15 protein-coding genes are annotated in these 15,060 nt (G+C 68.2%); 14 read left to right on the top strand and 1 reads right to left on the bottom strand.

The features are described from left to right. Position 1 precedes the first annotated feature (1 nt). The 14 genes from M1203_RS32890 to M1203_RS32825 all read left to right on the top strand — a co-directional run bounded on the left by M1203_RS32890 (position 2) and on the right by M1203_RS32825 (position 13,071). Positions 2-649, top strand: coding sequence for an L-threonylcarbamoyladenylate synthase (locus tag M1203_RS32890; protein WP_249953497.1), 648 nt, complete (start codon positions 2-4; stop codon positions 647-649). Next, complete coding sequence (locus M1203_RS32885) at positions 646-1,305, top strand: protein-tyrosine-phosphatase (RefSeq protein ID WP_249953496.1); 660 nt, start codon at positions 646-648, stop codon at positions 1,303-1,305. Before M1203_RS32890 ends, M1203_RS32885 begins: the two co-directional genes overlap by 4 nt. 313 nt (positions 1,306-1,618) lie before the next feature. Next, positions 1,619-2,875 carry a serine hydroxymethyltransferase gene (gene glyA / locus M1203_RS32880; protein ID WP_249953495.1) on the top strand — a complete coding sequence of 419 codons (1,257 nt, stop codon included), beginning with the start codon at positions 1,619-1,621 and terminating at the stop codon, positions 2,873-2,875. 145 nt (positions 2,876-3,020) lie between these two features. Then, positions 3,021-4,373: an MraY family glycosyltransferase gene (locus tag M1203_RS32875; protein ID WP_249953494.1), complete on the top strand. Its 1,353-nt coding sequence runs from the start codon at positions 3,021-3,023 to the stop codon at positions 4,371-4,373. Between the two features lie 274 nt (positions 4,374-4,647). Further along, the gene (locus M1203_RS32870; RefSeq protein WP_249953493.1) at positions 4,648-5,085 is read left to right on the top strand and encodes a hypothetical protein; all 438 of its coding nucleotides are present in this window, start codon (positions 4,648-4,650) and stop codon (positions 5,083-5,085) included. 210 nt (positions 5,086-5,295) lie between these two features. Further along, positions 5,296-6,132 (top strand): F0F1 ATP synthase subunit A, encoded by an 837-nt coding sequence (atpB, locus tag M1203_RS32865; RefSeq protein ID WP_249953547.1) that lies wholly within the window; start codon positions 5,296-5,298, stop codon positions 6,130-6,132. A 73-nt stretch (positions 6,133-6,205) separates the two neighbouring features. After that, positions 6,206-6,433, top strand: coding sequence for an ATP synthase F0 subunit C (gene atpE, locus M1203_RS32860; protein ID WP_249953492.1), 228 nt, complete (start codon positions 6,206-6,208; stop codon positions 6,431-6,433). Between the two features lie 44 nt (positions 6,434-6,477). Further along, entirely contained in the window at positions 6,478-7,032 is a 555-nt protein-coding gene (locus M1203_RS32855) for a F0F1 ATP synthase subunit B (protein WP_249953491.1), read from the top strand. Then, positions 7,029-7,844: a F0F1 ATP synthase subunit delta gene (locus M1203_RS32850; protein WP_249953490.1), complete on the top strand. Its 816-nt coding sequence runs from the start codon at positions 7,029-7,031 to the stop codon at positions 7,842-7,844. The genes M1203_RS32855 and M1203_RS32850 overlap by 4 nt, the downstream gene beginning before the upstream one ends. A gap of 172 nt (positions 7,845-8,016) precedes the next feature. Continuing rightward, a complete protein-coding gene (gene atpA / locus M1203_RS32845; protein ID WP_249953489.1) occupies positions 8,017-9,612 on the top strand; it encodes a F0F1 ATP synthase subunit alpha in 1,596 nt (531 codons plus the stop codon). Positions 9,613-9,632: 20 nt separating this feature from the next. Next, positions 9,633-10,547 carry a F0F1 ATP synthase subunit gamma gene (locus tag M1203_RS32840; protein WP_249953488.1) on the top strand — a complete coding sequence of 305 codons (915 nt, stop codon included), beginning with the start codon at positions 9,633-9,635 and terminating at the stop codon, positions 10,545-10,547. After that, a complete protein-coding gene (gene atpD / locus M1203_RS32835) occupies positions 10,547-12,001 on the top strand; it encodes a F0F1 ATP synthase subunit beta (RefSeq protein ID WP_249953487.1) in 1,455 nt (484 codons plus the stop codon). Before M1203_RS32840 ends, atpD begins: the two co-directional genes overlap by 1 nt. Before the next feature lie 121 nt (positions 12,002-12,122). Continuing rightward, a complete protein-coding gene (locus tag M1203_RS32830) occupies positions 12,123-12,497 on the top strand; it encodes a F0F1 ATP synthase subunit epsilon (RefSeq protein ID WP_249953486.1) in 375 nt (124 codons plus the stop codon). A 127-nt stretch (positions 12,498-12,624) separates the two neighbouring features. Beyond that, positions 12,625-13,071: a DUF2550 domain-containing protein gene (locus M1203_RS32825; protein WP_249953485.1), complete on the top strand. Its 447-nt coding sequence runs from the start codon at positions 12,625-12,627 to the stop codon at positions 13,069-13,071. An 84-nt stretch (positions 13,072-13,155) separates the two neighbouring features. Here M1203_RS32825 and M1203_RS32820 read toward each other — a convergent pair whose 3' ends face one another. Continuing rightward, the gene (locus M1203_RS32820; protein WP_249953484.1) at positions 13,156-15,012 is read right to left on the bottom strand and encodes a glycoside hydrolase family 18 chitinase; all 1,857 of its coding nucleotides are present in this window, start codon (positions 15,010-15,012) and stop codon (positions 13,156-13,158) included. Positions 15,013-15,060 lie beyond the last annotated feature (48 nt).

Genomic DNA, 15,060 nt, shown 5'->3' with positions numbered 1-15,060 from the left:
AATGGCACGGCGATACGACTGCAACGACGCGACCGACCGTACGACGGGTCTGCGCGAGGCCGCGTCGGCCGTCCGCCGTAGTGAGCTGGTCGTGCTGCCCACCGACACCGTCTACGGGATCGGTGCGGACGCCTTCAGCTCCGAGGCCGTCGCCGATCTGCTGGCGGCCAAGGGGCGTGGCCGCAATATGCCCACCCCTGTCCTGATCGGTTCCCCGAACACCCTGCACGGCCTGGTCACCGACTTCTCCGAGCAGGCCTGGGAACTGGTCGACGCGTTCTGGCCCGGCGCCCTCACCCTCGTCGCCAAGCACCAGCCGTCCCTCCAGTGGGACCTCGGGGACACCCGCGGCACGGTCGCCATCCGGATGCCGCTGCACCCCGTCGCCATCGAACTGCTCACCGAGGTCGGCCCGATGGCCGTCTCCAGCGCCAATCTCACGGGACACCCGGCCCCCGAGGACTGCGATGCCGCGCAGGAGATGCTCGGGGACGCCGTCTCCGTCTATCTCGACGGCGGCCCGACGCCCGGGATCGTCCCCTCCTCGATCGTCGACGTCACCGGCGGGGTCCCGGTACTGCTGCGGGCCGGCGCCCTGGACGCGGACGAGCTCCGCAAGGTGGTACCCGACCTTGAGGTGGCCAATTGACCGCCCCTGAGGGGCGTGGCATAGCGGAGACCGTATTCACCGGCAACACCTTCCGCATCCTCCACGTCAGCACCGGCAACGTGTGCCGCTCGCCCATCACCGAGCGGCTGAACCGGCATGCCCTGACCGTCCGCCTCGGTGAACGGCTCACCGGCGGCCTGATCGTGGAGAGCGCGGGCACCTGGGGGCACGAGGGCGCCGCCATGGAGGCCAACGCCGAAGCCGTGCTGGCCGACTTCGGCGCGGACGCCTCCGGCTTCGTCGGCCGTGAGCTGCTCGACGAACATGTCATCCGTGCCGACCTGGTCCTCACCGCGACCCGGGACCACCGCGCCCAGGTGATCTCCATGGGCCACTCGGCGGGGCTGCGTACCTTCACGCTCAAGGAGTTCACCCGGCTGGTGCGCGCCATAGACCCGGCGACGCTGCCGGACCCCCTCGACGAGGGCGTGGTCGAGCGCGCCCGCGCCCTGGTCCGCGCGGCGGCGGCGCTCCGCGGCTGGCTGCTGGCGCCCACGGCGGACGCGGACGAGGTCTACGACCCGTACGGGGCGCCCATCACGTTCTTCCGCTCCATCGGCGAGGAGATCCACCAGGCGCTGGACCCGGTCGTCACGGCACTGACGGGAGTCCCGGCGAAGCCGAGTTCTTTTTGAGGGCTCGGTTCGCCTCCGGGCGCTCTATGCCCCTGTCGACGGTCGACCGTGCTCGATTCCCTCGTACCTCGGGAACCTCCGCCCACGCGGCGGAGCCGCATATCGAGCACAGCCTCCCTTTCGACAGCGGCGCGCCCTTCGGCTCACTCGCCGGCGGCCGTGGGCACCCGGAACGTCTGGGCACCCGGGTCCCCCATACGTGGGCACCCGGAACGGATCGGCATCCGGGAAACCCGTGTCGCCCGTCGCGCATCGGCGTGCCCGCCCGCCTACATTGGAAGGCACGCACCCCCTCCGAGGTCCGGAGTCCGCCATGTCCGTCGTCAGCGCCCCCCATACGACAGCGTCGGACGCCCTGCGGCGGCAGGATCCCGAGATGGCCGAGGTCATCCTCGGGGAGACACGTCGGCAGGCGGACAGTCTTCAACTGATCGCCGCCGAGAATTTCACTTCGCCCGCCGTCCTCGCCGCGCTCGGTTCCCCGCTCGCCAACAAGTACGCCGAGGGCTATCCCGGCGCCCGCCACCACGGCGGCTGCGAGCTGGTCGACGCGGCCGAGCGGATCGCGATCGCGCGGGCGAAGGCGCTGTTCGGGGCCGAGCACGCCAACGTACAGCCGCACTCAGGCTCCTCCGCCGTCCTGGCCACGTACGCCGCCCTGCTGCGGCCAGGAGACACCGTGCTGGCCATGGGGCTGCCGTACGGCGGGCATCTCACCCATGGCGCGCCCGTGAACTTCTCCGGCCGCTGGTTCGACTTCGTCGGGTACGGGGTCGACGCGGAGAGCGGGATCATCGACTACGCGCAGGTGCACCAGCTGGCGCGGACGCACCGGCCCAAAGCGATCGTCTGCGGGTCGATCTCCTATCCGCGGCATATCGACTACGCCACGTTCCGGGAGATCGCCGACGACGTCGGCGCGTATCTGATCGCGGACGCCGCGCATCCGATCGGGCTGGTCGCCGGGGGAGCGGCGCCCAATCCCGTGCCGTATGCCGATGTCGTGTGCGCGACGACACACAAGGTGCTGCGCGGACCGCGCGGCGGGATGATCCTGTGCGACGAGGAGTACGCGGAGCGTGTCGACCGGGCGGTGTTCCCTTTCACGCAGGGCGGCGCGCAGATGCACACGATCGCGGCAAAAGGGGTCGCCTTCGGGGAGGCGGCGACCCCGGCGTTCACGGCGTACGCGCACCGGGTCGTCGCCAACGCCCGTGCGCTGGCCGAGGCGTTGGCCGCGGAGGGTCTTCTCATCACTACGGGTGGTACCGATACGCATCTGATCACCGCCGACCCCTCGCCCCTGGGGGTGGAAGGCAGGACGGCCCGCGGCCGGCTGGCCGCCGCCGGGGTGGTGCTGGACACCTGCGCGCTGCCCCACCCGGACGGGCGCGGCCTCCGGCTGGGCACCGCCGCCGTGACCACACAGGGCATGGGAGAGGCGGAAATGCGCCGGATCGCGGCCCTGTTCGCCGCGGCGCTGCGTGAGGATATCGCGAAGGCGCGGGGGGTCCGCGGTGAAGTACGGAGCCTGACCGGGCGTTTTCCGCCGTATGGGACCCTTTCCTGAATGGAACATCCGGGGGCGGGAAGCCGTGCAACCATCTCGCCCGGTGCGTTGTCCTTGCTCATAAGGCGACTCGGTTTCCATCGGTGGATCCGGAGCGGGCTAGTGTGTGGGGCTGAGATGGCCAGCGATTCCTGTGGGGCAGCCCGTGCGTGATTACCTGCTGACGCTCTGTGTGACGGCTGCGGTGACCTATCTGCTGACCGGCCCGGTGCGGAAGTTCGCCATCGCGACCGGAGCGATGCCGGAGATCCGCGCCCGCGACGTGCACCGCGAACCGACGCCGAGGCTCGGCGGCATCGCCATGTTCTTCGGGCTGTGCGCCGGACTGCTCGTCGCCGACAATTTGCAGAACCTCAACGGGGTCTTCGAGCTCTCCAACGAACCGCGTGCGCTGCTCTCCGGTGCCGCCCTGATCTGGCTGATCGGTGTCCTCGACGACAAGTTCGAGATCGACGCGCTGATCAAGCTGGGCGCCCAGATGATCGCCGCCGGTGTGATGGTGATGCAGGGTCTGACGATCCTGTGGATCCCGGTGCCCGGTATCGGCATGGTCTCGCTGACCTCCTGGCAGGGCACGCTGCTCACCGTCGCGCTGGTGGTGATCACCATCAACGCGGTCAACTTCGTGGACGGTCTCGACGGGCTCGCCGCGGGCATGGTCTGTATCGCCGCCACCGCCTTCTTCCTGTACACCTACCGGCTCTGGTACGGGTACGGCATCGAGGCCGCCGCCCCCGCCACCCTCTTCGCCGTCATCCTGATGGGCATGTGCGTGGGCTTCCTGCCCCACAACATGCATCCGGCCCGCATCTTCATGGGCGACTCGGGTTCGATGCTGATCGGCCTGGTGCTCTCGGCGGGCGCGATCTCCGTGACGGGCCAGGTCGACCTGGATGTCCTGAAGGTCTTCGAGGGTTCGGGACGCGCGGCCACCCACGCGGCACTGCCGGTCTTCATCCCGCTGCTGCTGCCGCTGACGATCATCGCGATCCCCTTCGCGGACCTGGTGCTGGCGGTCGTACGCCGTGCCTGGAACGGTCAGTCACCGTTCGCCGCGGACCGCGGCCATCTCCATCACCGGCTGCTGGAGATCGGTCACTCGCACAGCAGGTCCGTCCTGATCATGTACTTCTGGTCGGCGCTGATCGCGTTCGGTGTGGTGCTGTACTCGGTGCACTCGGCGTCGATGTGGATCCTGCCGGTGGTCGTCGTCCTGAGCGCGGTGGGGCTGGTGCTCCTGCTGCTGCCGCGCTTCACACCGCGGGCCCCGCTCTGGGCGCAGGCCTTCGTACCGCCGCGCTACCGGCGCCGCAAGCGGGCCGCCGCCGGGCCGGACGGATCGCACGAGGAGATCGTTCCCGAGCCGGTCCCGGAGCCGCTGGGGGCGCAGGAGATCGCGGCGGAGCGTACGCCTGTTCCCGCCGGCGTCAACGGGGCGACCGCCCTCGGCGCTCGTTCGCGTTTTTCCGACAGAAGAAAGGCCGATTCCAGGCGCTGACCCTGGGGCCATTACACTCGTCGGTGCCCAATACCAGACACAACACACCGCTGTCGTGCGCACACGCGCGGGTTAACTCTCATGTGTGACAGTCAGCACACCACCATGGTAAAGACCTCATCAAATAGTTTGTGATACTGTTCACGAGACCCGGCGACAGAGCCGAAGGACCGTAGTGCGACGGTCCGTTGGCCCGAGAAACCCTCTCTCGGACCGGGCCTACGCTCGTCCATGACGACACCATCTGCCCCACCCATTCAGCGGAGCTGCCGCCATGCCGTCCAACGACGTCCGGACCCTCCTTCACGCCGCCGTGCCCACTGCCGCCGTCGGCGTTGTCGCCGCTGTGGTCAGCGGTGTGGTCGCGGGAGGTAAGGGGGCTCTGGGAGCCGCCGTCGGCGCGCTGCTGGTCATCTTCTTCATGGGCATGGGGCTCACGGTTCTCCAGCGCACGGCGAAGTCCCTGCCGCAGTTGTTCCAGGCGATGGGGCTGATGCTCTACACGGCCCAGCTGCTGCTGGTGCTCATCTTCGTGGCCGCCTTCAAGGACACCACGTTGTTCCACCCGAAGGCGTTCGCTCTCACGCTCGTTGTGACGACCCTCGTCTGGGTCGCCGCTCAGGCTCGCGCGCACATGAAGGCCAAGATCCTCTACGTCGACCCCGAATCCTCGTCGGCCGGTACGGCCGAGAAGACGGGATCGTCGGCGTGAGAGGTAGGGCCGGGATAAGTGCCCGTTCGGGATCCTGCTATCGTCCGGTGCCAACTGCGGCATTGCGGGCGCGGGCATCCGAGCTGACGCCTGTTCTTACGCGAGGCTCAACGCCCGACCGCCGTCCCCACATCCGTAACACCAGTCCAGTGCCGAACCGCGGCTGCGCGCCGCGCCGACACAACGAGGTTGCCGTACCTATGCGCCATGCTGAAGGAGCCCGCGGTGAGTGCTGACCCGACGCAGGTGCTCGCCTTCGAGACCGACTGCCACATCTTCGCTGACTGTGGCTTCCCGGCACCCGGCCTGCACTCGTTCCTGTTCAAGCCGATCTTCGGCAACGCGGACAGTAACTTGTACTTCAACAAGACGATGCTGCTGGCCCTGCTCGGCTCCATCATCATCGTGGGCTTCTTCTGGGCCGCTTTCCGCAAGCCGAAGGTTGTCCCGGGCAAGCTTCAGATGGTGGCCGAGGCCGGCTACGACTTCGTACGCCGCGGCGTCGTCTACGAGATCATCGGCAAGAAGGAAGGCGAGAAGTACGTACCTCTGGTCGTCTCGATCTTCTTCTTCGTCTGGGTGATGAACATCTGGTCGATCGTCCCCCTCGCGCAGTTCCCGGTGACGTCGATCATCGCCTACCCGGCGGGCCTCGCACTGATCGTCTACGTCCTCTGGGTGTCGCTCACGTTCAAGAGGCACGGCTTCGTCGGTGCCTTCAAGAACTTCAGCGGCTATGACAAATCGCTCGGCCCGGTCCTCCCGCTCTCGATGGCCATCGAGCTCTTCTCGAACCTGCTGGTCCGGCCGTTCACCCACGCGGTGCGACTCTTCGCGAACATGTTCGCCGGCCACACGCTGCTGCTGCTCTTCACGATCGCGAGCTGGTACCTGCTCAACGGCATCGGCATCGCCTACGCGAGCATCTCGTTCGTGATGGTCCTCGTGATGACCGTCTTCGAGCTCTTCATCCAGGCCGTCCAGGCGTATGTGTTCGTGCTCCTGACGTGCAGCTTCATCCAGGGCGCGCTGGCCGAGAGCCACTGAGTCCCCGCCCCAGACCCCCAAGACGTCCGGTGGCCAACCCCCACCGGTCCGTGAAAGAGAAGGAAGAACTGGCATGTCCCAGACCCTTGCTGCTGTCACCGGCTCCCTCAGCTCCGTCGGGTATGGCCTTTCCGCCATCGGTCCCGGCGTCGGCGTCGGCATCATCTTCGGTAACGGAACCCAGGCTCTCGCCCGTCAGCCCGAGGCGGCCGGTCTGATTCGTACCAACCAGATCCTCGGCTTCGCCTTCTGTGAGGCGCTGGCCCTTATCGGCCTGGTCATGCCGTTCGTCTACCCGTAAGACGAACCGCGACAGCCAGCTTTACCTAGACGAAAGGCACTGATGTGAACCCTCTGGTTCAGCTCGCGGCGGAGGAAGCGCAAAACCCGCTGATTCCTCCGGTTCCCGAGCTCGTCATCGGCCTGATCGCTTTCGTCATCGTCTTCGGCTTCCTTGCCAAGAAGCTCCTTCCGAACATCAACAAGGTTCTGGAAGAGCGTCGCGAGGCCATCGAGGGCGGTATCGAGAAGGCCGACGCCGCCAAGACCGAGGCCGAGAGCGTCCTTGAGCAGTACAAGGCGCAGCTCGCCGAGGCCCGGCACGAGGCCGCCAGGCTCCGCCAGGAGGCGACCGAGCAGGGCACCGCGATCATCCAGGAGATGAGGGCGGAAGGTCAGCGGCAGCGTGAAGAGATCGTCGCCGCCGGTCACGCCCAGATCGAGGCCGACCGCAAGGCCGCGGCCAGCGCGCTGCGTCAGGACGTGGGCAAGCTCGCCACCGAACTGGCCGGCAAGCTGGTCGGGGAGTCCCTTGAGGACCACGCCCGGCAGAGCCGCACCATCGACCGCTTCCTCGACGAGCTTGAGGACGGCGCATCGAAGGCCGAGGCCACGCGATGAACGGAGCGAGCCGCGAGGCGCTGGCCGCCGCGCGTGAGCGTCTTGACGCGCTGACCGACTCCACGTCGGTCGACGCGGCGAAGCTCGCCGAGGAGCTGGCCGCCGTGACCGCGCTGCTCGACCGTGAGGTCTCGCTGCGTCGGGTCCTGACCGACCCGGCGCAGGCAGGCGAGGCCAAGGCGGAACTGGCCGGACGGCTGCTGAGCGGACAGGTGGGCGGTCCGGCCGCCGATCTGGTCGCGGGCATGGTCCGTTCCCGCTGGTCGCAGCCGCGTGACCTGGTCGACTCGGTGGAGGAGCTTTCGGCGACCGCCGAGCTCACCTCCGCTCAGCGGGCGGGTTCGCTGGACGACGTGGAGGACGAGCTGTTCCGGTTCGGCCGGATCGTCGAGTCCAGCCCCGCGCTGCGGGCCGCGCTGACCGACCGGTCGGCGACGACCACCGCCAGGACCGGCCTTCTCAACAGTCTGCTGGGCGGCCGGGCCAATCCGGCCACCGAGCGTCTGGTAGTGCGTCTCGTCACCCGGCCCCGGGGACGTAGCCTGGAATCGGGTCTCCAGACCCTGTCCCGGCTCGCCGCGGCGCGCCGGGACCGGATGGTCGCCATCGTCACCTCGGCCGTGCCGCTCAGTGACGGGCAGAAGCAGCGTCTCGGCGCCGCTCTGGCCGGACTGTACGGCCACCCGATGCATCTGAACCTGGACGTGGACCCCGAGGTCCTCGGCGGGATCTCGGTGCGGGTGGGCGACGAGGTCATCAACGGCACTGTCGCCGACCGTCTCGAAGAGGCGGAACGGCGACTCGCGGGCTGACGGCGGGCGGCGCGGCCGTCCGTCGACGCAGGCAGACGCAGGCAACAGAACAGAGCAACACCAGCGGCCCGGTTGGGCCGTGCAGAAATTGCAGAAGATTCCTGGGGGTCGCCCCCAGACCCGCAGACCCCCAAAGAAACTTCGGGCCCAACAAGGAGAGCAGGGAACCCAGATGGCGGAGCTCACGATCCGGCCGGAGGAGATCCGGGACGCGCTGGAGAACTTTGTCCAGTCGTACAAGCCGGACGCGGCCTCGCGCGAGGAGGTCGGTACGGTCAGCGTGGCCGGTGACGGCATCGCGAAGGTCGAGGGTCTGCCCTCGGCCATGGCGAACGAGCTGCTGAAGTTCGAGGACGGCACCCTTGGCCTCGCCCTCAACCTTGAGGAGCGCGAGATCGGTTCGATCGTCCTCGGCGAGTTCAGCGGTATCGAGGAGGGACAGTCGGTCACCCGTACCGGCGAGGTCCTCTCCGTCGCTGTCGGCGAGGGCTACCTGGGTCGCGTGGTCGACCCGCTCGGCAACCCGATCGACGGCCTCGGCGAGATCGAGACCGAAGGCCGCCGCGCCCTGGAGCTGCAGGCCCCGGGCGTCATGGTCCGTAAGTCGGTCCACGAGCCGATGCAGACCGGCTACAAGGCTGTCGACGCCATGGTGCCGATCGGCCGTGGCCAGCGTCAGCTGATCATCGGCGACCGGCAGACCGGCAAGACCGCTCTGGCCGTCGACACGATCATCAACCAGCGCGACAACTGGCGCTCGGGCGACACCAACAAGCAGGTCCGCTGCATCTACGTCGCCATCGGCCAGAAGGGCTCCACCATCGCGGGTGTCCGCGGTGCGCTGGAGGAGGCGGGCGCCCTCGAGTACACGACGATCGTCGCCGCCCCCGCGTCCGACCCGGCCGGCTTCAAGTACCTGGCGCCGTACACCGGCTCGGCCATCGGCCAGCACTGGATGTACCAGGGCAAGCACGTCCTGATCATCTTCGACGACCTTTCGAAGCAGGCCGACGCCTACCGCGCCGTGTCCCTGCTGCTGCGCCGTCCGCCGGGCCGTGAGGCCTACCCGGGCGACGTCTTCTACCTGCACTCGCGTCTGCTGGAGCGCTGCGCCAAGCTCTCCGACGACATGGGCGCCGGTTCGATGACGGGTCTCCCGATCGTCGAGACGAAGGCCAACGACGTGTCGGCGTTCATTCCGACCAACGTCATCTCCATCACCGACGGACAGTGCTTCCTGGAGTCCGACCTGTTCAACGCCGGCCAGCGGCCCGCGCTGAACGTCGGTATCTCGGTCTCCCGAGTCGGTGGCTCCGCCCAGCACAAGGCGATGCGCCAGGTCTCCGGCCGACTGCGTGTGGACCTCGCCCAGTACCGTGAGCTGGAGGCGTTCGCGTCCTTCGGTTCCGACCTGGACGCGGCCTCCAAGGCGTCCCTGGAGCGCGGTAAGCGCATGGTCGAGCTGCTGAAGCAGCCGCAGTACGCGCCGTTCCCGGTGGAGGAGCAGGTCGTCTCCGTCTGGGCCGGCACCAACGGCAAGATGGACGACGTACCGGTCGCCGACATCCGTCGCTTCGAGAGCGAGCTGCTCGAGTACCTGCGCCGCGAGCGCAAGGACCTGCTGACCAGCATCGCCGAGGGCGCGAAGATGTCCGACGACACGATCCAGTCGATCGCGGACGCCATCACCGCCTTCAAGCGGCAGTTCGAGACCTCGGACGGCAAGCTCCTCGGCGACGACGCGCCGGCCGTCAGCGTCTCCAAGTGACGACGGAAGGGACCTGACTCATGGGAGCCCAGCTCCGGGTCTACAAGCGTCGCATCAAATCCGTCACCGCGACCAAGAAGATCACCAAGGCGATGGAGATGATCGCCGCCTCGCGCATCGTCAAGGCGCAGCGCCAGGTGGCGGCCTCCACCCCGTACGCGACCGAGCTGACCCGCGCGGTCACCGCGGTGGCGACGGGGTCGACGACCAAGCACCCCCTGACCACCGAGGCGGAGACGCCGACCCGCGCCGCGGTCCTGCTCGTGACGAGCGACCGCGGTCTGGCCGGCGGCTACTCCTCGAACGCCATCAAGGCGGCGGAGCGGCTCACCGAGCGGCTCCGCGGTGAGGGCAAGGAGGTCGACACGTACATCGTCGGCCGCAAGGGTGTCGCCTACTACGGCTTCCGTGAGCGCAAGGTCACGGACTCGTGGAGCGGCTTCACCGACAGCCCGACGTACGCGGACGCCAAGCAGGTCGCGGCGCCGCTGATCGCGGCCGTCCAGCAGGACACGGCCGAGGGCGGCGTGGACGAGCTCCACATCGTCTTCACCGAGTTCGTGTCGATGCTGACGCAGACGCCGGTGCAGCACCGGCTGCTGCCGCTCAGCCTGGAGACGGCCGAGGAGTCGGGCACGAAGAGCGAGATCCTTCCGCTCTTCGACTTCGAGCCGTCGGCGGAGGACGTCCTCGACGCCCTGCTGCCGCGCTACGTCGAGAGCCGTATCTACAACGCGCTGCTCCAGGCCGCCGCTTCCAAGCACGCTGCCACCCGCCGCGCGATGAAGTCGGCGACCGACAACGCCGGGGACCTCATCAAGAGCCTGTCCCGGCTTGCCAACGCGGCCCGCCAGGCCGAAATCACCCAGGAAATCAGCGAGATCGTCGGTGGCGCGAGCGCCCTGGCCGACGCGACCGCGGGGAGTGAAAATTAATGACGACCACAGTTGAGGCGGCCACCCCGGGAAGCACGGCCACGGGCCGCGTCGCCCGGGTCATCGGCCCGGTCGTCGACGTGGAGTTCCCCGTCGACGCGATGCCGGACATCTACAACGCGCTGCACGTCGAGGTCGCCGACCCGGCCGAGGAGGGCAAGCTCAAGACGCTGACCCTCGAAGTCGCCCAGCACCTGGGCGACGGTCTGGTCCGCGCGGTCTCGATGCAGCCCACCGACGGTCTGGTGCGCCAGGCCCCGGTGACCGACACGGGCGACGGCATCACCGTGCCGGTCGGCGATGTGACCAAGGGCAAGGTGTTCAACACCCTCGGTCAGATCCTGAACGAGCCCGAGGCCGAGTCGCAGATCACCGAGCGCTGGCCGATCCACCGCAAGGCCCCGGCCTTCGACCAGCTTGAGTCGAAGACCGAGATGTTCGAGACCGGCCTGAAGGTCGTCGACCTGCTGACCCCGTACGTCAAGGGCGGCAAGATCGGTCTGTTCGGTGGTGCGGGCGTCGGCAAGACCGTCCTCATCCAGGAAATGATCATGCGTGTGGCCAAGCTGCACGACGGTGTTTCCGTGTTCGCCGGTGTCGGTGAGCGCACCCGTGAGGGCAACGACCTCATCGACGAGATGACCGAGTCGGGCGTGCTGGACAAGACCGCGCTGGTCTTCGGCCAGATGGACGAGCCGCCGGGCACGCGTCTGCGGGTGGCGCTCTCCGCGCTGACCATGGCGGAGTACTTCCGCGATGTGCAGAAGCAGGACGTGCTGCTCTTCATCGACAACATCTTCCGCTTCACCCAGGCCGGTTCCGAGGTCTCCACGCTGCTCGGCCGTATGCCGTCCGCGGTGGGTTACCAGCCGACGCTGGCGGACGAGATGGGTGTGCTCCAGGAGCGCATCACCTCGACCCGCGGTCACTCGATCACCTCGATGCAGGCGATCTACGTTCCCGCGGACGACCTGACCGACCCGGCGCCCGCCACGACCTTCGCGCACCTCGACGCGACGACCGTGCTGTCGCGTCCGATCTCGGAGAAGGGCATCTACCCGGCGGTGGACCCGCTGGACTCGACGTCCCGCATCCTGGACCCGCGCTACATCTCGCAGGCGCACTACGACGCGGCCAGCCGCGTCAAGGGAATCCTGCAGAAGTACAAGGACCTCCAGGACATCATCGCGATCCTCGGTATCGACGAGCTGGGCGAGGAGGACAAGCTCGTTGTCCACCGGGCCCGTCGCGTCGAGCGCTTCCTGTCGCAGAACACCCACGCCGCCAAGCAGTTCACCGGTCTGGAGGGTTCCGACGTGCCGCTCGACGAGTCGATCGCCGCGTTCAACGCGATCTGTGACGGGGAGTACGACCACTTCCCCGAGCAGGCGTTCTTCATGTGCGGTGGCATCGAGGACCTGAAGGCCAAGGCCAAGGAACTCGGCGTTTCCTGAGCCGTCGGCGCACGGAGGGGGGCGGGTACCTCCCGCCCCCCTCCGACGCTCTTATCGACACCCCATAGAATTGAAGCCAACACCCGGCGATACGGCCGGGTGGTGACCCGAGGAGCCACCCTTGGCTGCTGAGCTGCATGTCGAGCTGGTCGCCGCTGACCGCAGTATCTGGTCCGGCGAGGCCACCCTGGTCGTCGCGCGCACCACGTCCGGCGACATCGGCGTCATGCCCGGTCACCAGCCGCTGCTCGGTGTGCTGGAGTCGGGCCCGGTGACCATTCGTACGAGTGAGGGCGAAACAGTCGTGGCCGCTGTGCACGGCGGTTTCCTCTCGTTCGCCGACAACAAGCTTTCGCTGCTGGCGGAGATCGCCGAGCTGGCGGACGAGATCGACACCCAGCGCGCCGAGCGTGCGCTGGAACGCGCGAAGTCGGGTGACGACGACGCCGCCGAACGGCGCGCCGATGTCCGACTGCGTGCGGTGGCGGTGCGCTGAGCGCTGCTATCACGGATTTATCCTCAGCCGCGGCTCGTTCCGGATCCCTCCGGACCGGGTCGCGGCTGAGGCGATGCGGGTGCGGTTCCTGTTCCGGTACTGAATGAGGCGAGGAGGTCGGTGTTTGATGGTCCTCGCTCTGCTCATTTGCGGACTGGTCGTCGTACTGGTTGCGGTGGGGCTCTTCGTCTTCGGTCTGCGCAGGCGGCTGATCCAGCGCTCCGGCGGGACGTTCGACTGCAGTCTGCGCTGGAACGTGCCGGCGGAACCCGATCTCTCCGGCAAGGGCTGGGTGTACGGCGTGGCCCGCTACAACGGCGACCGCATCAACTGGTTCCGGGTCTTCTCCTACGCCCCGCGCCCGCGCCGTACGCTGGAGCGCTCCGCGATCGAGGTGGTGTCGCGCCGTGCGCCCGAGGGCGAGGAGGAGCTGGCGCTGCTCTCCGACGCGGTCATCCTGGGCTGTGCGCACCGCGGGGTCCGGCTGGAGCTGGCGATGAGTGATGACGCCCTCACCGGCTTTCTGGCCTGGCTGGAGGCGGCTCCGCCGGGTCAGCGGGTGAATGTGGCCTGAGCCCTGACCCGCTGTCAGGGCCCGGACGGACATGATGAAGGGGGCGGCGCTCGGGCGCCGCCCCCTTCACCTGTGCTGTCGCGGCTATCCGAGACCGTTGTTGAGCGCGGTCACCAGCTCGCCGTTGGCGGTGTCACCCGTGAAGTCCCAGAAGAAGGCGCCTCCCAGGCTCTGCTGGTTCGCCCAGGCCATCTTGGATGTGATGGTGGCCGGGGTGTCATAGCTCCACCAGTTGCTGCCGCACTTGGCGTACGAGGTGCCCGCGATGGTGCCGGTGGGCGGGCAGGTGTTCTTCAGGACCTTGTAGTCCTCGATCCCGGCCTCGTACGTGCCGGGAGCGGCTCCGGTGGCGGTACCGCCCGGGGTCGCCTGGGTCACGCCGGTCCAGCCGCGCCCGTAGAAGCCGATGCCGAGCAGCAGCTTGTTGGCCGGTACGCCCTGCGCCTTGAACTTGGCTATCGCCTCGGCGGAGTTGAAGCCCGCCTGCGGGATGCCCGGGTACGAGGTGAGCGGGGAGTGCGGGGCCGTCGGGCCCTGCGCGGCGAAGGCGCCGAAGAAGTCGTACGTCATGACGTTGAACCAGTCCATGTACTGGGCCGCGCCCGCGTAGTCGACCTTGTCGATCTTGCCGCCGGCCGAGGCGTCCGCCGTGGTGGCGGCCGTGACCAGGTAGTTGGGACCGAACTTGGCGCGCATGGCCTGCATCATGTTCTTGAACGACGCGGGGCCGCTGGTGTCACAGGTCAGACCACAGGCGTTGGGGTACTCCCAGTCCAGATCGATGCCGTCGAAGACATCGGCCCAGCGCGGGTCCTCCACCAGGTCGTAGCAGGACTGCGCGAAGGCGGCGGGGTTCTGCACGGCCTGGCCGAAGCCGCCCGACCAGGTCCAGCCGCCGAACGACCAGAGGACCTTGATGTGCGGGTACTTGGCCTTGAGCTTGCGCAGCTGGTTGAAGCTGCCGCGCAACGGCTGGTCCCAGGTGTCGGCGACGCCGTCGACGGACTGGTCGGCGGTGTACGCCTTCTCGTAGTCGGCGTAGGAGTCACCGATGGTGCACTTGCCGCCGGTGACATTGCCGAAGGCGTAGTTGATATGGGTGATCTTGGCCGCGGAACCGGAGGTGTCCAGGTTCTTGACGTGGTAGTTCCGGCCGTAGACACCCCACTCGGTGAAGTAGCCGAGCTTGACCTTGCTGCCGGGGCCGGGACCGGGGCCCGGGTCGCCACCGGTGGTGCGGACCGCGCGGGCGCCGCTGACCGGACCCGTCTGGTCGGCGGTGTCACGGGCCTGGACGGTGTACGAGTAGTCGGTGCCCGCGGTCAGACCGGTGTTGGTGTACGTCGTACCGGTGACCGTGGCGACCTTCGCGCCGTCCCGCAGGACGTCGTAGTTCTTGATGCCCTTGTCGTCGGTGGCCGCGGTCCAGCTCAGCTTCACCGAGGTGTTGGTGATCTCGCTGGCGGTCGGGGTGCCGGGGGCCGAGGGCGGGTTGTCGCCCGGGACGCTCGGGCCGCCGTCGCACGAGCCGCCGTTGAGCTTGCAGCCGGTCGGGGCGCCCGAGCCGGTGCCGTTGAAGCCGAAGGTGACGGTCGCGCCCGGGGCGAGCGTGCCGTTCCAGGTCTTGTTCTTGGCCGTCCAGTGGTTGGCCGCTCCGGTGATGTCGGCGTCCCAGCCGGAGGTGACCGCCGTACCGGCGGGGAAGTCCCACTCGACGGTCCAGGAGCTGAGGCTCGTGGTGCCGGTGTTCTTCACCGTCCACTTGCCCTCGAAGCCGGTGCCCCAGTCGGAGGCCTTGGTGTACGTGGCGGTGGCCGAGGTGGCGGCCTCCGCGGGGGTGGCAAGCCCGACGAGGGCGGCCAGCGGCAGCAGCAGCGCGGTGAGACCCGCGACGGCTCTGGATCTGAATCCGGGTCTGTGGAGGGCGGATTGGGAGTTCAAGCGTGCTCCTCAGGTGAGTACAGGACAAAAAGGGGTGGTCCGTGCACT

It is taken from the genome of Streptomyces sp. 35G-GA-8 (assembly GCF_023534745.1).
In the GTDB taxonomy this organism is placed as follows: Bacteria; Actinomycetota; Actinomycetes; order Streptomycetales; family Streptomycetaceae; genus Streptomyces.
The sequence above is the reverse complement of the archived record's forward strand: the minus strand, read 5'-3'. Positions and strand labels throughout refer to the sequence as shown.